Here is a 20,990-nt window from a genome sequence, read left to right as displayed (position 1 = left end):
GGCGGCCTACAGTGCTTTGCGAAATTGGATGAAGCCGGGGCGCTCGGCAACCTGCTCGTACAGGCTGATGGCGGTGGCGTTGGTTTCGTGGGTCAGCCAGTGCACCTTGGCGCAACCGTCGGCCTTGGCCGTGGCGTAGACATGCTCGATCAGCTGCCGGCCGATGCCCAGGCCGCGCACTGCGCTGTCCACGTAGAGGTCCTGCAGGTAGCAGGAAGGCTCGATGCTCCAGTTGGAACGATGGTAGATGAAGTTGACCATCCCCACCGCCTTGCCATCGACCCAGGCCAGCGCCGAATGGGTCGGCTCATGCCCGTCCAGCAGGCGTTGCCAGGTGCTGGCGCTGACCGCCTCGGGGAGTTCGGTTTCATAGAAACGCAGGTAGGCCTGCCACAGGGGCAGCCAGGCGGCGTGGTCGTTGGCGCCCACCGGGCGCAGGGTGATGCTGGTCATGGGCCTTTTCCTTCAGAGGTCGCGCATGTGCGCGGCGAGTTGGTTATCCACAGGGTCGGCGCTGGCGGCCAGGCCTTCGCGTACCCCGGCGATGTCTTGTGCCGAGCGGTTCTGGCTGAGTTTGCGCGCGCCCTGCAAACGGCTGATGGGCAGGCGGATGCCAACGATGGCGCGCAGCATGCTGTCGAGGTAGTCCGCTGGTGCATCGGCCACGCGCCACGGCGCTGCGCGGCCTTGCTCATGGCGGTCGGTGAGGCGGCTGACGATGTCGAGCAAGGAGGCGGGCTCGTGGATCACCGCCGCCGGGCCCCAGGCATGCACCGCCGTGTAGTTCCAGGTGGGCACCACCTTGGGATTGTCGGCCTTGCTCGGGTAGAACCCGGGGCTCACATAGGCGTCGGCGCCGGGGAATACCAGCAACGCTTCAGCGCCTTGCGCCAGGTCGTGCCATTGCGGGTTGGCTCGGGCGAGGTGGCCATAGACCGTACCGAACTCACCCTCATCGGTGGCGACCAGCACCGGCAAGTGGGTGGCCAGCAGCCCCTGTTCGCCGTGGCTGACCAGCGTGGCCAGACGGGTTTGCAGCATGTGCTGGTGCAGGCGGCCGAGGTCGTGTTCCTGGTGCGGTTTGCTGTTGTACATGCAGGGGGATCCTTGTGCTGTGGCTCCATCCTAGGCAGGCTATTGGCTCTGTGTAAGAGCCATTCATGACTGTTTTTATAGGTCCAATGCCATGAACGAACGTACCCACGCGTTGCCTTTCGACCCGGCCGGCCTCGCCCTCGACCGTGGCCGCCGCGGGCTCAGCCAGCAGCTCTATCAGGCACTGCGCGCCCGCGTGCTGGATGGGCGCCTGGAAGGCGGCACACGGCTGCCGGCTACCCGCGACCTGGCGGCGATGTTGGCGTTGTCGCGTAACAGTGTGGTGCGCGCCTATGACCAGTTGTATGCCGAAGGCTTCATCGAAAGCCGGGTAGGCGATGGCACCTACGTGAGCCGGCTGGGAAAACTATCCACACAACTGTCCACAGGGTTATCCCGGGGGTTATCAACAGGTTTATCCACATTTCAGGCATCTGACACTGAGGATTTATCCAGTTTCACCGCGTGTAGCGAGCCATTGCAGCGTCTGAAAAATCACCACCTGCCGCCACCCAGAAGCGGCTCGCCGAAGGCTTTCAGGGTCGGCCTGCCCGCCTTCGATCTGTTTCCTTTCGAGGTGTGGGCCAAGCTGCAAGCGGGTTTCTGGCGAAATCCCGACCCGGCGCTGCTCGGTTATGGCGACCCGGCGGGAGAAGTGCAATTGCGTGAGCTGATCGCCACCTATCTGCGTCGCTCGCGGGGGCTTTCCTGCACGGCTGAACAAATTGTGATCACCAGTGGCGCACAGCAGGCGATCAGCCTTTGTGCACAGCTGCTGTTACAGCCCGGTGACGGGGTGGCTGTGGAAAACCCAGGCTATCGGGCCGCCGGGCACGCCTTCGCCCTGGCGGGGGCAAGGGTCAGCGGCGTGCCGGTGGATGAAGAGGGCATGGACTGCGCGCGTCTGGCCGAGCTGCCGGACTGCCGGCTGGCCTATGTGACTCCAGCCCACCAGTACCCGACCGGCGTCACCATGAGCCTGGCCCGGCGCCTGTCGTTGCTGGCCTGGGCTGAACGGCAGGGCGGGTGGATCGTCGAGGACGACTACGACGGCGAGTACCGCTACAGCGGCGCGCCCCTGGCACCGCTGGCTGCGCTGGATCGACAGGGCCGGGTGTTGTACGTCGGCACCTTCGGCAAGATCGCTTTCCCGGCGCTGCGGATGGGCTACCTGGTGCTGCCCAAACCTCTGGTGCAGGTGTTCAGCCAGGCCAAGGCGCTGGCGGTGCGCCATTCGGAAGTGGGTAGCCAGTGCGTCATGGCGCAGTTCATGGCCCAGGGGCATTTCCAGCGGCATATCCGTCGCATGCGCCGGGCGGCGTTGGCGCGCAGGAATGTGTTGAAAGCTGGCTGGCCGGTGGATGTGCCGGGGCTGGGGGCAATGCCGGAAGTGGCGGCGGGGCTGCATGTGAAAGTGGCTGTGGATAACTTTGCGCGGGAACAAGCGTTGGTTGCCCGGGCCGAGGCGGTGGGGGTGGAGGTCAATCCATTGAGTGGCTATTGGCTGGAAGACAGCGAGGTGCCTGTGGATAAGCGCGCGGGGCTGGTGCTGGGGTTTGCGGCAGTGCCGGAAGCGCAGATTGCGGATGCATTGATGCGGCTGCGCAAGGCCTGGCGATAGCTGGGGCCGCTCTGCGGCCCATCGCCGGCAAGCCGGCTCCCACAGGGTTAGCGCATAACTTGGACTTATGCGATCGGTGTGGGGGCCGGCTTGCCGGCGATGGGCTGCAGCACAGCCCCGATGTCTACATGATCAAGTGCCGGATTTGATCTTGGTCCAGGCCCGGGTCCTTGCCCGCTCGGCATCCCGTGGCAGCGGTTTGAGGGTATACAGCTTGGCCATCGCCTCGGCCGTCGGATACAGGTTGGGGTTGTTGCGGATCGCCGGGCTGACCTTGTCGGTCGCATCCTTGTTCGGGTTCGGGTAGCCGACGAAATCACTGATCGGTGCAATCACCTCAGGCCGCAGCAGGTAGTTGATGAAGGTGTGGGCATCTTCCGGGTTGGCCGCGTTCTTCGGGATTGCCAGCATGTCGAACCAGATCGGTGCGCCTTCCTTCGGCAGGCGCATGTCCACCACCACGCCGTTCTTGGCTTCGCGCGCACGGTTGGCAGCCTGGGAGAAGCTGCCGGAATAGCCCACCGCCACGCAGATGTCGCCATTGGCGATGTCGGCCATGTACTTGGAGGAGTGGAAATAGGTCACGTGCGGGCGGATCTTCAGCAGCAGGTCCTGGGCCTTCTGGTAGTCCGCTGGCTTGCCGCTGTTGGGGTCCAGGCCCAGGTACGACAGCGCCAACGGCATAATCTCCGACGGCGAGTCGAGCAGCGCCACGCCGCACTGTTTGAGCTTGGCGATGTTCTCTTCCTTGAAGATCAGGTCCCAGCTGTCCACCGGCGCGTTGTCACCGAGTACCGCCTTGACCTTGGCCGGGTTGAAACCGATCAGCACGGTGCCGTACATGTAAGGCACGGCGAATTTGTTGCCCGGGTCGTTGGCTTCGATCAGCTTCATCAGCGCCGGGTCCAGGTGCTGCCAGTTGGGCAGCTTGCTGCGGTCCAGGGGCTGGAACACCCCGGCCTCGATCTGCTTGGCAAGGAACACGTTGGACGGCACCACCACGTCATAGCCGGAGTTGCCGGTCAGCAGCTTGGCCTCCAGCGCCTCGTTGGTGTCGAAGATGTCGTAGATCAGCTTGACCCCGCTGTCCTTCTGGAAATCGACGAGGGTTTGCGGGGTGATGTAGTCGAACCAGTTGTACACCCGCAGGGTGCCCGGCGCGGCGTTGGCCTGCAGGGCGCCGGTGAACAGGCTGGCGGCGATGAGTGGGGCGAGCAGACGCTTGAGTCGGACCATGTTCAGGCTCCTGGCTGGGCGCGCTGGAAGCCTTCCAGCACATTGACCGCGTTGATGCCGATTTCCTCCACAGCGTAGCCACCTTCCATCACGAACAGGGTTGGCTTGCCGAGTTGGCCGATGCGTTTGCCCATTTCCAGATAGTCCGGGCTGTCCAGCTTGAACTGCGAGATCGGGTCGTCCTTGAAGGTGTCCACGCCAAGGGAGATCACCAGTACGTCGGCGTCGTACTCGGCGATGCGTTGGCAGGCCGCTTCCAGCGCCGCGTTCCAGGCCGCCCAGTCGCTACCGGCGGGCAGTGGGTAATTGATGTTGCAGCCAACGCCTGCACCTTCGCCGGTCTCGTCGGCATAGCCGAGGAAGAACGGGAACTCGTCCTGCGGGTCGCCGTGGATCGAGGCGAAGAACACGTCGTTGCGCTGGTAGAAGATGTCCTGGGTGCCGTTGCCGTGGTGGTAGTCGACATCGAGGATGGCCACTTTGCGCCGGCCCTGGTCGAGGAAGGCCTGGGCGGCGATGGCGGCGTTGTTCAGGTAGCAATAGCCTCCCATCACTTCGGCGGCGGCGTGGTGCCCTGGTGGGCGGCACAGGGCGAAGGCCGAGTGGGCGCCTTGCTGGATCGCCGCCTGGGCGGTGAGCGCGACTTGCGCGGCGCTGTAGGCGGCCTGCCAGGTGCCGGCGGTGATCGGCGCGCCGGCGTCGAAACTGTAGTAACCGAGCTCGCCATGCAGGCCGGTGGGTTTGACCTGGCGCAGGGTGCGTGCCGGCCAGGTGAAGGGCAGCAGGTCGCCGTCCTGGCCGAGCGCGGCCCAGCGTGCCCAGGCGCCTTCGAAGAAGTTCAGGTAGTCGGCGCTGTGGATGCGCTGCAGCGGGGCGCGGCCGAAGTCGGTCGGGCCCTGGACGTCGCCAAGGTTGCGCTTTTTCACCTGCTCCAGCACATGGTCGGCGCGCGAGGGCATCTCGAAGCAGGGCATCAGCTTGCCGTCGATCAGCTCGCAGCGGCCGTGGTGCAGGCGATGGTCATCGGAATAGATCGTCAGCATTTGTTGTTCTCCGGGTAATCACTGGCGTGGGCCCATTCTGGTGGGCGGCCGGCAGACCGGGGGACGTTGCAAACGGCCAAAAGGGGATCAATGTGGCCAAGTCATCCTGACCCGGCCCGTTCGCGGGTAAACCCGCTCCCAAGGGTCACCGCAGGTCTCGAGGCCTGCATCGTCCTGTGGGAGCGGGTTTACCCGCGAAGAGGCCAGTACAGGTCAACCGCGAAAATGGCTCGGCGCCACACCACTCCAACGCTGGAAGGCATGCCTGAAACTCGCGGTCTCACTGAACCCCAACGTTTCGGCAATCCGATAGATCGGCATCTGGTCCTCGGCCAGCAATTGCTTGGCCCGCTCGAAGCGCAGCTCGTCGAGCAGCTGTTGATAACTGCTGCCCAGCGCCTGCAAGTGCCGGCGCAACGTGCGCGACGAACAGTTCATCTGCCGCGCCAGGCCCTCCAGCCCGGGCGCCGCATCCAGCTGCTGGAGCAGCAACTGGCGAATCCGCCCCAGCCAGGCCTGGCGCCCGGTGAATTCCAGGTTCAAACGCCGGCAGCGCTCGCTCATCGCCTTGTGGGTGATCGGGTCGGCCAGCGGCAGTGGCATGTCCAGCCAGCGGCGTTCGAAGGCGAAGGCGTTGTCGCCCGCATCGAAACCCTGCGGGCAGGCGAATGCACCGGCGTAGAGCGCGTGGTAACCGGGGCGGGGGTGTTCGAAGCGTGCCGCCAGCAAGGGCAGCGGGCGGCCGAGCAGGTCGTCGCAGATCACTTTCAGCGACACCAGGCAGAACTCGGCATTGAAGGCAGCCAGCCCTGGCGCGTCGTAGTGGTCGCTGGCGCTGAGCCAGACGCGCTGGCCATCATCGACCAGGCGCAACTGGAAGACTGTTCCCAGCAGTGCCGGAAAGCTCAGCGCCAGGCGCAGGGCGTCACCCAAAGTGGCACTGGAGAGCAGCGCGTAACCAAGCATGCCGTAGCACGACACATGCATGCGCCGGCCCAGTTCCAGGCCGATGTCCTCGCGCCGGGCCAGGGCGTTGGCGCACACCTGCAGCTCTTGCTGGGTGGTGATGCGCGCGTCCGGGTGCTCAAGGTCTGCCAGGCCAATGCCGCTGCCGGCCAGCAGCTGCTGCGCGTCCACGTCTTGTTCCTGGAACACCTGGAGGATCAGCGAAACGGCATTGAGGGTGGTGAGGTGGCTATGCAGCATGCTCGGTGTCCCGTGGGGCTGAGGGGCATTATGGAGCAAGTTGTGTGCCGGAGAGTGTTGCCACTGTGGGAGCGGCTTTAGCCGCGAACACCGGCGCAGCCGGTGCCATGAACCGCGCCGCCTGCTTCGCGGCTGAAGCCGCTCCCACAAGGGGGGTGAAATTCGCATAAAAAAAGGGCCCGATGCGTGCGCTCGGGCCCTTGAAAGGTTGAGAGGTGTCTAGTCCCTCGACCTGGTGAGACTGTTTGCTACGGTCGGGTTACGCCTTCAGCGGAACCAGACGTGGAGCGATCATGTTTTCCGGACGCAGGATGTCGTTGAGCATCGCTTCGTCCAGCAGCTTCTCTTCGCGCACCAGTTCCAGTACGCCGCGGCCGGTTTCCAGGGCAACGCGGGCGATACGGGTGGCGTTTTCGTAGCCGATGTAAGGGTTCAGGGCGGTGACCAGGCCGATCGAGTGCTCGACCAGTTCACGGCAGCGCTGTTCGTTGGCGGTGATGCCGACGATGCAGTGCTCGCGCAGCATGTCCATGGCGCGTTGCAGCAGGCGGATCGAGTCGAAGATCTTGTAGGCGATCAGCGGCTCCATCACGTTCAGCTGCAGCTGGCCACCTTCGGCGGCGACGGTCAGGGCCAGGTCGTTGCCCATGATGGCGAAGGCGACTTGGTTGACGGCTTCCGGGATAACCGGGTTGACCTTGCCTGGCATGATCGAGCTGCCTGGCTGGCGCGCCGGCAGGTTGATCTCGTTGATGCCGGTGCGTGGGCCGCTGGACAGCAGGCGCAGGTCGTTGCAGATCTTCGACAGCTTGACCGCGGTGCGCTTGAGCATGCCGGAGAACAGCACGAAGGCGCCCATGTCGGAGGTGGCTTCGATCAGGTCGGCAGCCGGTACCAGCGGCTGGCCGCTGATGGTTGCCAGGCGCTGTACGGCCAGGGCCTGGTAGCCCGGGTCGGCGTTGATGCCGGTGCCGATGGCGGTACCGCCCAGGTTGATTTCGGTCAGCAGTTCCGGAGCCAGCGAGCGCAGGCGCTGCAGGTCTTCGGTCATGGTGGTGGCGAAGGCGCGGAATTCCTGGCCCAGAGTCATAGGCACGGCGTCCTGCAGCTGGGTGCGGCCCATCTTCAGTACGTGGTCGAATTCTTTACCTTTGGCAGCGAAGGCCTGGATCAGGCTGTCGAGGCTGGCCAGCAGGGCGTCGTGGCCCAGCAGCAGACCCAGACGGATCGCGGTCGGGTAGGCGTCGTTGGTCGACTGCGCCATGTTCACATCGTTGTTCGGGTGCAGGTACTGGTACTCACCCTTCTGGTGGCCCATGGCCTCCAGCGCGATGTTGGCGATGACTTCGTTGGCGTTCATGTTGGTGGAAGTACCAGCACCGCCTTGAATCATGTCCACCACGAACTGCTCGTGGTAGTCGCCCTTGATCAGTCGTGCGCAGGCTGCGCTGATCGCGGCGTGCTTGGCATCGCTCAGGTGCCCCAGCTCACGGTTGGCGTCAGCAGCTGCCTGCTTGACCATCGCCAGGCCGACTACCAGTTTCGGGTAGTGCGACAGCGGAACACCGGAGAGGTGGAAGTTGTTGGCAGCGCGCAGAGTCTGGATGCCGTAGTAGGCATCGGCAGGGACTTCAAGGGTACCAAGCAGATCTTTTTCGACGCGGAACGATGCAGCGGAGGACATGATGGATATCATCTCGATTTTGACCCGGCACCTGCCGGAATGCCGCCAATGCTAGGGCTGGGCAGATTTGGCGGCCAATGCTGTTGCACGCTAACCTATGCACAAACGGCATACGGTTTGATGTGACGCCGATTGACAATCGAGCGTGTTCCATTTTGGTGCACGCGTTGCGGAGTAGTCGATGAACCTCGAAAGCAAATGGCTGGAGGACTTCAGTGCCCTGGCCTCCACCCGCAGTTTCTCGCAAGCGGCCGAGCGCCGCTTCGTCACCCAGCCAGCCTTCAGCCGGCGCATCCGCAGCCTGGAAGCGGCCTTGGGGCTGACCTTGGTGAATCGTTCCCGCACGCCCATCGAACTGACCGAAGCCGGGCAGCTTTTTCTCGTCACCGCGCGCACTGTTGTCGACCAGTTGAGCGAAGTTCTCCGCCACTTGCATCATCTTGAAGGCGGGCAGGGCGAGGTGATCCAGGTGGCGGCGGCGCACTCGCTGGCCTCGGGGTTTTTCCCGCGTTGGGTAGCCCAGTTACGCAACGACGGCTTGAACATCGCCACCCGCCTGGTGGCCACCAACGTGGGTGATGCGGTGCATGCATTGCGCGAGGGCGGCTGCGACCTGATGCTGGCGTTTTACGACCCGGACGCCGCGTTGCAGATGGACGCCGAAATCTTCCCTTCATTGCACATGGGCAACACCGAAATGCTCCCGGTGTGTGCGGTGGGGCCCGATGGCAAGCCGTTGTTCGACCTGGAAGGCGAGGGCAGCGTACCGTTGCTGGCCTACAGCGCCGGTGCCTTCCTCGGCCGTTCGGTCAACCTGCTGCTGCGCCAGCGCAACCTGCGCTATACCACGGTGTACGAAACGGCCATGGCCGACAGTCTCAAGAGCATGGCATTGGAAGGCATGGGCATTGCCTGGGTGCCCAAATTGTCCATGCGCGGCGAGCTGGAGCGTGGCGAGCTGGTGGTCTGTGGCGCCAGCCAGTGGCATGTACCGCTGGAAATCCGCCTCTATCGCTGTGCCCTGGTGCGCAAGGCCAACGTGCGTTTGCTATGGCGCAAGCTGGAAGGCGGTTCAGTTGACCCGAAAGTCAGCCAAAGCCCCGAAAAATAAGGGCGACAGTTGGTCGCCGGGGGTGCCGTGATGGGCCTGCGTTACGTTATACTGCGCGGCCTTTCGACCGGATAGCTCCGGTCCAGATCAGCAAACAAGCCACGCCGGTCGTCCCGCGTGGCTTGTTGTTTTTTGACGCGCCTGCGGGCGCACAAGCGAAGAGGCTCGACGATGAGTGCACTGGTTGGCGTGATCATGGGCTCCAAGTCCGATTGGTCCACCCTTAGCCACACCGCCGATATGCTGGAAAAACTCGGCATTCCCTACGAAGTGAAGGTGGTTTCCGCCCACCGCACCCCGGATCTGCTGTTCCAGTATGCCGATGAGGCCGAAGGCCGTGGCATCGAGGTGATCATCGCCGGTGCCGGTGGCGCCGCCCACCTGCCGGGCATGTGCGCCGCCAAGACTCATCTGCCGGTGCTGGGCGTGCCGGTGCAGTCGTCGATGCTCTCGGGTGTCGATTCGCTGCTGTCGATCGTGCAGATGCCGGCCGGTATCCCGGTGGCCACCCTGGCCATCGGCAAGGCTGGCGCGATCAACGCGGCCCTGCTGTCGGCGAGCATCCTCGGTGCCAAGCACCCGCAGTTCCACGCGGCGCTCAAGCAGTTCCGCACGGAGCAGACCGACACCGTGCTGGACAATCCAGACCCGCGCCAGGCTTGAGGCTGACGATATGAAGATCGGTGTAATCGGTGGCGGCCAGTTGGGCCGCATGCTGGCCCTGGCGGGTACCCCGCTGGGCATGAACTTCGCTTTCCTCGACCCGGCCCCGGACGCCTGCGCCGCCCCCCTGGGCGAGCACCTGCGCGCCGACTACGGCGACCAGGACCACCTGCGCCAGTTGGCCGACGAAGTCGACCTGGTGACCTTCGAGTTCGAAAGCGTGCCGGCGGAAACCGTCGCCTTCCTGTCGCAGTTCGTGCCGGTGTACCCGAGCGCTGAAGCCCTGCGCATCGCCCGCGACCGCCTGTTCGAGAAGAGCATGTTCCGTGACCTGGGGATCCCCACCCCAGCCTTCGCCGACATCCTCTCGCAAGCCGACCTCGACGCCGCCGTGGCCAGCATCGGCCTGCCGGCCGTGCTCAAGACCCGCACCCTGGGTTATGACGGCAAGGGCCAGAAGGTCCTGCGTAAACCTGAAGACGTAATCGACACCTTCGCCGAGCTGGGCAGCGTGCCGTGCCTGCTGGAAGGTTTCGTGCCGTTCACCGGCGAAGTGTCGCTGGTGGCCGTGCGCGCCCGCGATGGCGAAACCCGCTTCTACCCGCTGGTGCACAACACCCACGACAGCGGCATCCTGAAGCTGTCGGTGGCAAGCGACGCGCACCCGCTGCAGGCCCTGGCCGAAGACTACGTTGGCCGCGTGCTCAAGCAGCTGGACTACGTCGGCGTGATGGCCTTCGAGTTCTTCGAGGTCGACGGTGGCCTGAAGGCCAACGAAATCGCCCCGCGCGTGCACAACTCCGGGCATTGGACCATCGAAGGCGCCGAGTGCAGCCAGTTCGAGAACCACCTGCGTGCCGTCGCTGGCCTGCCGCTGGGCTCGACCGCCAAGGTTGGTGAGAGCGCCATGCTCAACTTCATCGGCGAAGTGCCGGCAGTGGACAAAGTCGTCGCCATCGACGACTGCCACCTGCACCACTACGGCAAGGCCTTCAAGGTCGGGCGCAAGGTCGGCCACGCCACCCTGCGTTGCGCCGACATGGCCACGCTCAAGGCCAAGATCGCCGAAGTAGAGGCGTTGATCGCTGGCTGAGCGAACTTCTTGCGGCAACGGCCCCTCTGAAATGGCGACAAGCCAAAGCGCTGTCTAGGCTTTGGCTTGTTCCACTTTCACCTTAGAGGGATTGCCATGGGCATCATTGGAACCATCTTCATCGGCCTGATCGTCGGCCTGCTGGCGCGCTTCCTGAAACCTGGGGACGACAGCATGGGCTGGATCATGACCATCCTCCTCGGCATCGCCGGTTCCCTGGCCGCCACCTATGGCGGGCAAGCTCTGGGCATCTACCAGGCCGGGCAGGCCGCGGGCTTCTTCGGGGCCCTGGTCGGCGCCATCATCCTTCTGGTGATCTACGGCTTCATCAAGAAGAACTGAACACAGGCTAGAATGCTCGGCAATTCAAACCTGAGTTGCCGAGCATTTCCATGCGTGCGTTTTTCCTCATTCCCCTGCTGCTTGCCAGCACCCTGGCCCATGCCGAATTGCCCGAGACCGACTGGCTGGAGCTGATGCCCAAGTCGGACCAGAAGGCCCTCGAGCAGATGCCCGAGATCGACCACAACTCCCCCGAAGCCCAGGGCGTGTTCACTGCCAAGGGTGGCCTGAAGCAGAGCAAGGGCCTGCCGGCGGTGATGTACTCGACCAAGACCGTGGCCGCCATGAACGGCAAGCAGATCCGCCTGGGCGGCTACCCGGTGCCGCTGGAAAGCGATGCCAAGGGCAACAGCACCTTGTTCTTCCTAGTGCCGTACCCCGGCGCCTGCATCCATGTACCGCCGCCGCCGCCGAACCAGCTGGTGCTGGTGCGGTATCCGAAAGGGTTGAAGATCGACGATATCTACACACCGCTGTGGGTGACCGGGCAGTTGAAGGTGGAGAAGGTCAGCAATGACCTGGCCGATGCGGCCTATGCGCTGGATGCCGGCAAGGTGAGGGTGGTGGAGGATGCCGATCTTTGACTTGCCTGGGCCGGCCTCTTCGCGGGTAAACCCGCTCCCACAGGCCGCCGCATAACCTGTGGGAGCGGGTTTACCCGCGAAATGGCCGGCACAGGCTGCCTTCAATCATGAGACACCGAATGCCAATCATGCCCCCCGTCGCCCACCAGGCCCCCGGCACCGACCCCTACGCCTGGCTGCAAGATCGCGACACCCCCGAGGTACTGGCCTACCTGAACGCGGAAAACGCGTATCAGGAGGACTGCCTGGCCGACCAGGCCAGCTTGCGCGAACAGCTGTTCGAAGAGATCAAGGGCCGTATCCTCGAGACCGACCTGTCGCTGCCCTCGCCCTGGGGCCCCTACCTGTACTACACCCGTACCACCGCCGGCGACGAATACCCGCGCCACTACCGCTGCCCGCGCCCTGCGGATGACAGCAACACGGTGGATGAAAGCCGCGAAGAACTTTTGCTCGACCCCAATGCCCTGGCCAATGGTGGCTTCCTGGCCCTCGGCGCATTCAACGTCAGCCCCGACCACCGCCTGCTTGCCTACAGCCTCGACACCAGCGGCGACGAGATCTACACCCTGTACGTCAAGGACCTGGCCAACGGCGCGCTGACTACCCTGCCCTTCGACGATTGCGACGGCAGCATGACCTGGGCCAACGACAGCCAGACGCTGTTCTTCGCCGAACTGGACGACACCCACCGCCCCTGGCGCCTGCGCCGCCACACCCTCGGCGAGGCCGATGCTTTGAGCGTGTTCGAAGAGCCCGACGGGCGCTTCTTCCTGCACTGCTACCGCGCCAGCTCCGAGCGCCAATTGGTGCTGCTGCTCAACAGCAAGACCACCAGTGAGGCCTGGGTGCTGGACGCCGCCACGCCGCAAGCTGCGTTCACCTGCCTGGCGCCACGGGTCGAAGGCCACGAATACTTCCCCGACCACGGCCAGCTCGACGGCCAGTGGCGCTGGTTCATCCGCAGCAACCAGGACGGCATCAACTTCGCCCTGTACCACGCCCCGGCCGACCAGGTGCCGACCCGCGACAACTGGCAGCTGCTGGTAGCACACCGCGACGACATCATGCTCGAAGGCGTAAGCCTCAACGCTTCGGCCCTGAGCCTGAGCCTGCGCGAAGGCGGCCTGCCGATCATCGAGGTGCGCCCGCAAGGACTGCCGGCCTACCGCGTACAGCTGCCGGACGCAGCCTACAGCCTGTACGTGCAGGACAGCCTGGAGTTCGCCAGCACGCGCATCCGTCTGCGCTACGAGGCCCTCAACCGCCCGGCCCAGGTGCGCCAGCTGGAGCTGGCCACGGGCGAGCAGGCCGTGCTCAAGCAGACCCCGGTGCTGGGCGCTTTCGATGCCGACGACTATGTCAACCAGCGCCTGTGGGCAGTCGCCAAGGACGGCACCCGCGTGCCGATCAGCCTGGTGCGCCGCCGTGTCGATCTGGACAAGACCGTGCCGCTCTACCTGTACGGCTACGGCGCCTACGGCGAAAGCCTCGACCCCTGGTTCTCCCATGCCCGCCTGAGCCTGCTGGAGCGCGGCGTGGCCTTCGCCATCGCCCATGTGCGCGGCGGCGGCGAGCTGGGCGAGGCCTGGTACCGGGCCGGCAAGCAGGAGCACAAGCACAACAGCTTCGATGACTTCATCGCCTGCGCCGAACACCTGATCAACGAGGGCATCACCTCCTCCGAGCGCCTGGCCATCAGTGGCGGCAGCGCCGGCGGGCTGCTGATGGGCGCGGTGCTCAACCTGCGCCCGGAGCTGTTCCGCTGCGCCATCGCCGAAGTGCCGTTCGTCGACGTGCTCAACACCATGCTCGACCCGGAGCTGCCGCTGACCGTCACCGAGTACGACGAATGGGGCAACCCCGAAGAGCCCGAGGTGTGCGCGCGAATCAAGGGCTACGCCCCGTACGAGAACGTCAAGCAGCAGGCCTATCCGGCCATGTTGGTGATCGCCGGCTACAACGACAGCCGCGTGCAGTACTGGGAAGCGGCCAAGTGGGTGGCGCGCCTGCGCACGCTCAAGACCGACAGCAACCTGCTGCTGCTCAAGACCGAAATGGGCGCTGGCCACGGCGGCATGAGCGGGCGTTACCAGGGGCTGCGCGACGTGGCGCTGGAATATGCGTTCGTCTTCAATGAACTGGGCGTGGTGTAAAACGCGTTTTTGGTTGTCTCAATAGCGCCACGGCCATTGATCGTGGGAGCGGGCTTGCCCCGCGATAGCGTCAATTCGGACGACGCCATCGCGGGGCAAGCCCGCTCCCACGAAGGCGCCATTGAATTTCGAGCCTGAAAGAAGAACAACACATGCCCGACCAATCCCACCTCAACGCCGAAATCCGCGACATGCTCATGGACTGCGGCCAGTTCGACACCCTGCAACCCGGCGACTACCTTGCCGCCGCCGGCTATTTCAGCCTCACCACGATCAGCGAAGGCCAGACCATTTTCAGCGAAGGCGATGCCGGCACGTTCATGTGCATCCTGCACCGCGGCGTGGTCTCGGTACGCAAGACCGACGCCACTGGCACCCTGGTGGAGATCGCCACCCTGCGCAAGGGCCGTGCCTTCGGCGAAATGGCCGTGCTCGACGGTGAGCGGCGCTCGGCCACCTGTGTCGCGGCCAGCGATTGCCAATTGCTCACCCTGGGCAAGGACTCACTGGAAAAAATGCTGATGGACGCGCCGCGCATCGCCGCACGCATCATCCGCGCCCTGGCGGTGGCGTTGTCCAAGCGCTTGCGCATGCAGGACGGGCAAAGCCTGGCGCGCCAGGTCTAGTCGTTTTTGCCCGGGGCTTTCGGCGGGTCCTGGTTCAACCCGGGCAACGGTTGATCCTTCGGCGGCCCGGGCACCGGCATAGGCGGTAACAGCGGTGCGCCGGGGCGGTTGGCGCCGGCCTTGGGCGGCGCGCTCGGGGTGATCTGCGGATACGGCGTAGGGGTCGCCGTGCCGGGCGCACCGGGCGCGGGTGTGAGGGAGCCGGCCTGCTGGCCGGCGGCATCGGCCATGGGGGTGGCGGCGCTCAGCAGCGCGGCGAGGATCGCATGCAACATCTGCCACCTCCTGTCGGGAACCTTGCTACAGGCTAGGCCGATCCTTGCGTTTTTGCCTGTCCGCTGACGCCACAGGCGCGCTAGACTCGACGCTATAACCGTCATTCGCCTGATCAGAAAAAGGTAACACCATGAGCTCCACCTCCGCTGCCACCGCCCGCCTCGACCGCATCCTCGCCGACGCCAAGCGCGACAAGGAAATGGGCTACCGCGACAAGGCGCTGAAGATGTACCCCCACGTGTGCGGCCGCTGCACCCGCGAGTTCTCCGGCAAGCGCCTGTCGGAACTGACCGTGCACCACCGTGACCACAACCACGACAACAACCCCCAGGACGGCTCGAACTGGGAGCTGCTGTGCCTGTACTGCCACGACAACGAGCATTCGCGCTACACCGACCAGCAGTATTTCAGCGAGGGCTCGCTGAGCTCGCCGAAAACCGCCGTGGCCACCCATAACCCGTTCGCCGGGCTGGCCAGCCTGCTGAAGAAAGACTGAACGTCGATTCCCGCCCCCGCCGCGTCGGCGACCCCGTATAATCGCGCTCTTTTTTTGCGAAGGGCCCGACTCGTGGCGAACAAACGGTACAGCTGCATCGGCCTGTTCAACCCCAAATCCGCCGAGAACGTCGGTTCGGTGATGCGTGCGGCAGGCTGTTACGGGGTCAATTCGGTGTTCTACACCGGCAAGCGCTACGAGCGCGCCCGCGACTTCGTCACCGACACCAAGCGCGTGCACTACGACATTCCGCTGATCGGCATCGACGACCTGCAGCGCATCATCCCGCTGGGTTGCACGCCCGTGGCGGTGGAGCTGGTGGACGGTGCCAGGCCGCTGCCGGAGTACACCCACCCGGATCGGGCGATCTACATCTTCGGGCCTGAGGATGGCTCGCTGAGCGAGGATGTGCGGGGGTGGTGCGAAGAGACCATCTACATTCCGACCCAGGGCTGCATGAACCTGGCGGCGACGGTGAATGTGGTGCTGTATGACCGCATGGCCAAGGGCTTGAATACCCGGTCGGGGCCGAAGTTCAAGTAAGCAGGTCTGGCCCCATCGCCGGCAAGCCGGCTCCCACAGGGTTTTCGTGGACCTTGTGGGAGCCGGCTTGCTGGCGACAGGGCCGGTACAGGCATCTACCGCAACAACTTGCTCTGCAACACCTCGGACTGGCGCCCGAGCACGTTCTCGCTGATCTGCACGAACTCTTCGGTGCTCACGCTGGTCAGGCGCATCAGCGCCCGCGCCACATCGTCCAGCGAGCGCTTGTCGTGGTTGTGCAGACGGATCTCGCGGTCCAGCGCCTGCAACAGCAACACCCCGCGGGCGACTTGCGCGGCGTCGGCCTTGGCGCCTTTGAGCTGAGTCACCTTGGCGCCCTGCTTGTGCAAGCGGGCCTGCAAGGCCTGATAGCGGTCATCGCTGATGCCGCCTGCCCGGCGCAGCAGTTCGGTGGCGTAATAGTCGGTGAGGCTCTCGCCGAGCCAGTCGCTGCCATCGCGGTCGTTGATCTGCGCGAACAGTTGCACCACTTCGCGCAGCAGCGGGCTGGCGCCGCTGTCATTGATCAGCGGCGCGCCGCTGTGCAGGTACAGCGAGTTATGCCCGGCCAGGGCGCCGCGCCACATGCCGTCCCGGGCGCCGACCAGCAGCAGCTTGGGCGGGTTGCGCGGGAACACCGCCTGCAGTTGCGGCCAGACGAAGGTCAGCAGGGTCAGCGTATCCATGCGGCGCATGCCCTGCCCCTGCGGCGCGGCAACGGTGACTTCGGTCTCGCCAAGGCGCGCCCGGCGGCTGCCGAGGTTGCCGGCGAGCATCCAGCCGGTGGGGCGGTCGAACAGGCGCGAAACATCGTCGATACGGAATTTCTGCCGGCCGATGCGCGGCCAGGCGGTTTCCACGCTCTTCCAGCCGGCGGGCAACTCGAAGGTCAGGCGCGCCACCAGTTCGGTGCCGTCCTGCTGGTCGAGGCGCGCCGGCGGCACCAGCTGCTCACCGCGCAGCAACGCCCAATGCGCGGTGATCCGGGCCTCATGGCTGGCGCCAGGCTGCGCCTGATCGAGCAGTACCCGGTAGCTGAGGCTGGTCTTGCCGGAGGCCGGGCGCCACACACCGCGGCCGCCCTGGGCCTGCCACTGGCCGTCGGCGAGGAAGTCGCTGTAGGCGCCGCTCTGGCCCAGGTCAAAGTCCAGGCTGCGCACCACGCTACCGTCGGCCAGGGTCAGGCGCACTTCGGCCTGGCCGCTTTGCGGCAGCAGGCGCACCTGGTAATCGAGGTCGACTTTCTTCGCCAGTACCTGGGAACTGGCCAGCAGGCCAAGCAGCAGCAACAGCGGGCGACGCATACAGAAAACTCCTTGTTCCCCAGAGACGAAAGCCCGGGCGATTCAACCAGCGCGGAAAATCAGGTGATCTTCCCAGTCATCTTCATCCACATCGTTCTCACTGAGCATGCGCCCGGACCGGGAAATGCGCTGCTCGTGAACTTGCTCGCGGTCGCCGCTGACCAGGTGATGCCAGGCCGGCAGGTCCTTGCCCTCGCTGACCAGGCGGTAACCGCAGGTGGGCGGCAGCCACTTGAACTGGTCGGCCTTGCCCGGGGTGAGCTGGATGCAGTCGGGCACTTGGGCGAAGCGGTTGGGGTAGTCGCTGCACTGACAGGTGGTGAGGTCGAGCAATTTGCAGGCGATGCTCGTGTAATAGACGCTGTTGTCTTCTTCGTCCTCGAGCTTCTGCAGGCAGCACAGGCCGCAGCCGTCGCACAGCGACTCCCACTCGCGCGAGTCGAGTTCTTCGAGGGTCTTGCGCCGCCAGAAGGGCGCGTTGTCGGCGATCATCACACGTATTCCTGCAATCAACTTGAATCCGCGGCGCGCGGCGGCGCCAGTCTAGAGGCTGTCCGGCGGCAACGCCAGACCGCTAGTCAGTGCTTGCCGGACGCAGTAGCGTGCGGTCTTTACCCCGCCCACTGCAGGAGCAGCCATGAGCGCCACCCCTCGTATCGCCGACTACGCCATCAACGAGCAGTTCATCAACCGCTGGTCGCCTCGCGCCTTCACCGCCGAGCCGATCAGCCAGGAGACCCTGCTGAGCTTCCTCGAAGCCGCGCGCTGGGCGCCTTCGGCCTACAACTCGCAGCCTTGGCGCTTCCTCTATGCGCGCCGCGACACGCCGAGCTGGGAGCGCTACCTGGGCATCCTCAACGAGTTCAACCGCAGCTGGGCGCAGCAGGCTTCGGCGCTGGTGCTGGTAATTTCCAAGACCACCTTCGCCGCACCGGGCTCGGATGAAGAAAAGCCGGCGCTGTGGCACACCTTCGACACCGGCTCCGCCTGGGGCCACCTGGCGCTGCAGGCCAGCATCAGCGGCTGGCACACCCATGGCATGGCCGGCTTCGACCAGGACCTGGCCCGTAGCGAGCTGAAGATCCCCGAAGGCTACGCGCTGCACGCGATGGTGGCGATCGGCAAACTGGGCGACAAGGCTAGCCTGGCCGAGGGCCTGCAGGCCCGCGAAGTGCCGAGCCCGCGCCGGCCGCTGAGCGAGCTGGCGGCTGAGGGTGAGTTCAGCCTGTAAGCCTTCTGCTGGCTGCTCTGGCCTTTTCGCGGGTAAACCCGCGAAGAGGCCGGTACAGGCCAAGGATGAATCAATACCCCCGAGCGAAATTCACTTCGCCGCGCAACCCCTGCCCCGCTGCATAGGCCCGCACATTCTCGACGAACAAGCGCACCATCGCCGGCGGCGAGGTCGGCGCCGAGCTGTGCCCGGTCAGCAGCAGCCCCCAGGCGGTCCAGAACGGGTGCCGCGCAGGCAACGGCTCCTGCCGGCAGACGTCGATCACCGCACCGGCCAGATGGCCTTCCTTGAGCGCCTCGACCAGGGCTGCATCGACCACCGCCGCGCCACGCCCGGCGTTGATGAACAATGCGCTGGGCTGGAAGCACTTGAACAGCGCTGCATCGTAGATATCGTGGGTAGCCGGGGTGTCGGGCAGCAGGTTGAGCACGTAGTCGGCCTGCCCGACCATGCGTGGCAACTGGTCGAGCCCGACCACCTCGACGAAGGGCGCCTGCTCGCGCGCCGTGCTGGCTACGCCGTACAGGGTCACGCCAAAGGGCACGAGGAACTCGGCGACCCGCTGGCCGATGTCGCCCGTGCCGACGATCAGTACCCGGCGCCCTTCCAGGCTGCGCCCGGGGCGGTCGTCCCAGCGCCGCTCGACCTGGCTGACCAGGCGCGACAACACTTCGCGCTCGTGCACCAGCATGTAGGTGAGCATGTACTCGGCCATCACCTGGCCGAAGATGCCCACCGCCCGGGTCAGGCGGTAGTCACGCGGCAGCGCATCGGCCAGCAGCGGGGTGATGCCCGCCCAGGTCGATTGCATCCACTCAGGTTTATGGCCCTGGCGCAGCAGGCTGGCCAGCAGGTCCGGCTGGCCCAGCCACACCGGGCAGTCGGCGGCGAAGCGCGCCAGTTCAGCGGAGTCGCCGCTGGTCAGCACTTCCAGGTCCGGTGCTGCCTCGCCGAGCAGGCGGGCGTAGTTGGCATGATCCTGTTCAGCGATCAGTACGCGCATGTGAAACACAACCTTGGCAAACAACGAAAGCGGCCCGCCAGGCGGGCCGCAGCTATGAGGATGAGCGCGCCCGAATCAGACCGGGTCGTTGCGGCGCAGCAACTCTTCGGGCAGGTGCTCGATGTACTCCTCTTCCGGCGGCGGCATCTGCAGGTGGTAACCCTGGTTGTCGAGGTTCTCCAGCACTTTCACGATGTCCTCGCGGGCCAGCTTGCGCTCCGGGGTCAGCACCAGGTCGAAGGCGTGCATCGGCGTGCCGAATACCGGCAACAGGCCTTCAGGAACGCGCTCCAGGCCATCGGCCTTGAGCACATAGAGGTACATGCCGTTCTTGCGTGGGCTCTTGTAAATCGAGCAGATACGTTTCATTGAGCTTCTCCGGCGCCTGCCAGGTCGTCCAGCAGGGCCTGGCCCATACGCTCGCGACGCCAGCCGCGCAGCGAATCGGGCAGTTGATAGGGGCCGTCGGGGTAGCCGCTCTTGAGCAGGGCCTCGAGGGTCTTCTTGCGCAGCATCAGCTCCGGGGCGATCTGCAGGCGCTCGCCTTCGGCCTGGCCGATGGCACGCAGGCGCTTGAGAATGCCGGCGGCCTCGATCGGCAGCGGCTCAGGCAGGCGCTGCGGCCACTGTTCGGCGGGAAGGCCTGCGGCGCGCTTGATCAGCTGGATGAGGAACTCGCCGTCCTGGCGGATGGTGCGCGGGTGCATCTCTTCGATCTTGCCCAGGGCCGGCAGGTTGCCGGGTTGGCTCTTGGCCATGGGCCACAACGAGTGTTCCTTGAGGATACGGTTGCGCGGTACGTCGCGGCTGCGGGCTTCGCGCTCGCGCCAGGCGCACAGCTCGCGCAGCACAGCCAACTGCTGAGGGCCCAGCTTCCAGGCCAGCTTGACGTCGCGGTACAAGGTCTCTGGCTCGACTTCACGGCGCAGCGCGGCGACCAGCTCGGCGCCGTCGTCGAGGACCCAGGCGTACTTGTCGTCGGACAATTTCGGGCGCAGCGCGCTGAACAGCTCGGCCAGGTGCACGGCATCCTCGGCGGCGTAGCTCACCTGGGTATCGGACAATGGGCGCTGCAGCCAGTCGGAGCGGGTCTCGCCCTTGGGCAGATCAAGCCCCAGGACTTCCTGCACCAGGCGCGAGTAGCCCATGGAGAAACCGATGTTCAGGTAACCGGCGGCCAGCTGGGTGTCGAACAGCGGCTGCGGCAGCTTGCCGGTCAGGCGCAGCAGCACTTCGAGGTCTTCGCTGCAGGCGTGCAGCACCTTGACTACGGTCGTGTCGTCGAGCAACTCGGCCAGCGGCTGCCAGTCACCAATCAGCAGAGGGTCGATAAGGTAGGCGTGCTCGCCGACGCCCACCTGGATCAGGCCGGCTTTCGGGTAGAAGGTGTCGACCCGCATGAATTCGGTGTCGAGCGCCACGAAGGGCAGTTCGCGCCAGCTTTGGCAGTGCTCGGCCAGGGTCTGGTCGTCACGGATCCAGTGAATTTCGATGGCCACGAGGCTCTCCCACTAACATTGGCGCGCAGTATATACGGCGCGGCCCCTGGGGGTGAAACCTCGCGCCATCCATGGTGCCGGGCGGTTGCCCGGACGGTGACCGGGTTTTAACGCCATCGCGGGGGGGGGCCCCCGCCCCCCCCCCCGCGGGGGGGGGGGGGGGGGGGGGGGGCCCCCG

Annotated in this window: 23 protein-coding genes; 11 read left to right on the top strand and 12 right to left on the bottom strand. The window is 65.3% G+C overall.

Annotated features, from left to right (window positions below; genetic code table 11):
* Positions 1-6: 6 nt before the first annotated feature.
* Together ABE459_RS06300 and ABE459_RS06295 are read right to left on the bottom strand one after the other, a co-directional pair.
* Positions 7-453 carry a GNAT family N-acetyltransferase gene (locus tag ABE459_RS06300; protein WP_258705386.1) on the bottom strand — a complete coding sequence of 149 codons (447 nt, stop codon included), beginning with the start codon at positions 451-453 and terminating at the stop codon, positions 7-9.
* 12 nt (positions 454-465) lie between these two features.
* Positions 466-1,095, bottom strand: coding sequence for an FMN-binding negative transcriptional regulator (locus tag ABE459_RS06295; RefSeq protein WP_323830811.1), 630 nt, complete (start codon positions 1,093-1,095; stop codon positions 466-468).
* A 91-nt stretch (positions 1,096-1,186) separates the two neighbouring features.
* Between ABE459_RS06295 and ABE459_RS06290 the strand changes: the two genes are divergently transcribed.
* Entirely contained in the window at positions 1,187-2,716 is a 1,530-nt protein-coding gene (locus ABE459_RS06290) for a PLP-dependent aminotransferase family protein (RefSeq protein ID WP_323830812.1), read from the top strand.
* Between the two features lie 132 nt (positions 2,717-2,848).
* Here the strand turns inward: ABE459_RS06290 and ABE459_RS06285 are convergent, their stop codons facing one another.
* From ABE459_RS06285 to aspA, 4 genes are all read right to left on the bottom strand, one after another.
* Complete coding sequence (locus ABE459_RS06285) at positions 2,849-3,952, bottom strand: polyamine ABC transporter substrate-binding protein (protein ID WP_125861156.1); 1,104 nt, start codon at positions 3,950-3,952, stop codon at positions 2,849-2,851.
* Between the two features lie 2 nt (positions 3,953-3,954).
* Entirely contained in the window at positions 3,955-4,995 is a 1,041-nt protein-coding gene (locus ABE459_RS06280) for a histone deacetylase family protein (protein WP_323830813.1), read from the bottom strand.
* Positions 4,996-5,208: 213 nt separating this feature from the next.
* The gene (locus tag ABE459_RS06275) at positions 5,209-6,201 is read right to left on the bottom strand and encodes an AraC family transcriptional regulator (RefSeq protein WP_125466091.1); all 993 of its coding nucleotides are present in this window, start codon (positions 6,199-6,201) and stop codon (positions 5,209-5,211) included.
* Between the two features lie 259 nt (positions 6,202-6,460).
* Positions 6,461-7,885: an aspartate ammonia-lyase gene (aspA, locus tag ABE459_RS06270; protein WP_016394370.1), complete on the bottom strand. Its 1,425-nt coding sequence runs from the start codon at positions 7,883-7,885 to the stop codon at positions 6,461-6,463.
* Positions 7,886-8,066: 181 nt separating this feature from the next.
* Between aspA and ABE459_RS06265 the strand changes: the two genes are divergently transcribed.
* The 7 genes from ABE459_RS06265 to ABE459_RS06235 all read left to right on the top strand — a co-directional run bounded on the left by ABE459_RS06265 (position 8,067) and on the right by ABE459_RS06235 (position 14,460).
* Positions 8,067-8,996, top strand: coding sequence for a LysR substrate-binding domain-containing protein (locus tag ABE459_RS06265; RefSeq protein ID WP_110995094.1), 930 nt, complete (start codon positions 8,067-8,069; stop codon positions 8,994-8,996).
* 171 nt (positions 8,997-9,167) lie between these two features.
* Complete coding sequence (gene purE / locus ABE459_RS06260; RefSeq protein WP_110995095.1) at positions 9,168-9,659, top strand: 5-(carboxyamino)imidazole ribonucleotide mutase; 492 nt, start codon at positions 9,168-9,170, stop codon at positions 9,657-9,659.
* Between the two features lie 10 nt (positions 9,660-9,669).
* Positions 9,670-10,752, top strand: coding sequence for a 5-(carboxyamino)imidazole ribonucleotide synthase (locus tag ABE459_RS06255; protein ID WP_125466090.1), 1,083 nt, complete (start codon positions 9,670-9,672; stop codon positions 10,750-10,752).
* A gap of 96 nt (positions 10,753-10,848) precedes the next feature.
* Entirely contained in the window at positions 10,849-11,094 is a 246-nt protein-coding gene (locus ABE459_RS06250; protein WP_050707557.1) for a GlsB/YeaQ/YmgE family stress response membrane protein, read from the top strand.
* A gap of 50 nt (positions 11,095-11,144) precedes the next feature.
* Positions 11,145-11,678 carry a DUF3299 domain-containing protein gene (locus tag ABE459_RS06245; RefSeq protein ID WP_167409845.1) on the top strand — a complete coding sequence of 178 codons (534 nt, stop codon included), beginning with the start codon at positions 11,145-11,147 and terminating at the stop codon, positions 11,676-11,678.
* 119 nt (positions 11,679-11,797) lie between these two features.
* Positions 11,798-13,834, top strand: a complete 2,037-nt coding sequence (locus tag ABE459_RS06240) for a S9 family peptidase (protein ID WP_323830844.1) — start codon at positions 11,798-11,800, stop codon at positions 13,832-13,834.
* Between the two features lie 152 nt (positions 13,835-13,986).
* Positions 13,987-14,460 (top strand): cyclic nucleotide-binding domain-containing protein, encoded by a 474-nt coding sequence (locus tag ABE459_RS06235; protein ID WP_323833062.1) that lies wholly within the window; start codon positions 13,987-13,989, stop codon positions 14,458-14,460.
* On the opposite strand, the gene ABE459_RS06230 is transcribed toward ABE459_RS06235, so the two are convergent.
* Positions 14,457-14,735, bottom strand: a complete 279-nt coding sequence (locus ABE459_RS06230) for a hypothetical protein (protein ID WP_323833060.1) — start codon at positions 14,733-14,735, stop codon at positions 14,457-14,459. The two genes, ABE459_RS06235 and ABE459_RS06230, sit on opposite strands and share 4 nt — an antisense overlap.
* Positions 14,736-14,866: 131 nt before the next feature.
* Between ABE459_RS06230 and ABE459_RS06225 the strand changes: the two genes are divergently transcribed.
* A complete protein-coding gene (locus ABE459_RS06225) occupies positions 14,867-15,232 on the top strand; it encodes a YajD family HNH nuclease (RefSeq protein WP_110992478.1) in 366 nt (121 codons plus the stop codon).
* A 72-nt stretch (positions 15,233-15,304) separates the two neighbouring features.
* On the top strand, positions 15,305-15,775 hold the full coding sequence (locus ABE459_RS06220; RefSeq protein WP_046856681.1) for an RNA methyltransferase: 471 nt from the start codon (positions 15,305-15,307) through the stop codon (positions 15,773-15,775).
* Positions 15,776-15,870: 95 nt separating this feature from the next.
* Here ABE459_RS06220 and ABE459_RS06215 read toward each other — a convergent pair whose 3' ends face one another.
* Positions 15,871-17,079, bottom strand: coding sequence for a hypothetical protein (locus tag ABE459_RS06215; protein WP_323833058.1), 1,209 nt, complete (start codon positions 17,077-17,079; stop codon positions 15,871-15,873).
* A 42-nt stretch (positions 17,080-17,121) separates the two neighbouring features.
* Positions 17,122-17,571 carry a YcgN family cysteine cluster protein gene (locus tag ABE459_RS06210; protein ID WP_125463064.1) on the bottom strand — a complete coding sequence of 150 codons (450 nt, stop codon included), beginning with the start codon at positions 17,569-17,571 and terminating at the stop codon, positions 17,122-17,124.
* Positions 17,572-17,716: 145 nt separating this feature from the next.
* On the opposite strand from ABE459_RS06210, the gene ABE459_RS06205 reads away from it, so the two are divergent.
* Positions 17,717-18,310, top strand: coding sequence for a nitroreductase family protein (locus tag ABE459_RS06205; protein WP_125463063.1), 594 nt, complete (start codon positions 17,717-17,719; stop codon positions 18,308-18,310).
* Positions 18,311-18,380: 70 nt separating this feature from the next.
* On the opposite strand, the gene ABE459_RS06200 is transcribed toward ABE459_RS06205, so the two are convergent.
* The 3 genes from ABE459_RS06200 to rnd form a co-directional block, all read right to left on the bottom strand.
* A complete protein-coding gene (locus ABE459_RS06200; protein ID WP_125463062.1) occupies positions 18,381-19,313 on the bottom strand; it encodes a D-2-hydroxyacid dehydrogenase in 933 nt (310 codons plus the stop codon).
* 75 nt (positions 19,314-19,388) lie between these two features.
* A complete protein-coding gene (locus ABE459_RS06195) occupies positions 19,389-19,682 on the bottom strand; it encodes a YcgL domain-containing protein (protein WP_125857780.1) in 294 nt (97 codons plus the stop codon).
* Positions 19,679-20,812, bottom strand: a complete 1,134-nt coding sequence (gene rnd, locus ABE459_RS06190) for a ribonuclease D (protein WP_346648000.1) — start codon at positions 20,810-20,812, stop codon at positions 19,679-19,681. Before rnd ends, ABE459_RS06195 begins: the two co-directional genes overlap by 4 nt.
* Positions 20,813-20,990: the final 178 nt, after the last annotated feature.

Origin of the sequence: Pseudomonas sp. TWI923 (assembly GCF_039673365.1) — a bacterium.
Lineage (GTDB): Bacteria > Pseudomonadota > Gammaproteobacteria > Pseudomonadales > Pseudomonadaceae > Aquipseudomonas > Aquipseudomonas sichuanensis.
This window is presented reverse-complemented; position numbering and strand designations above follow the sequence as displayed.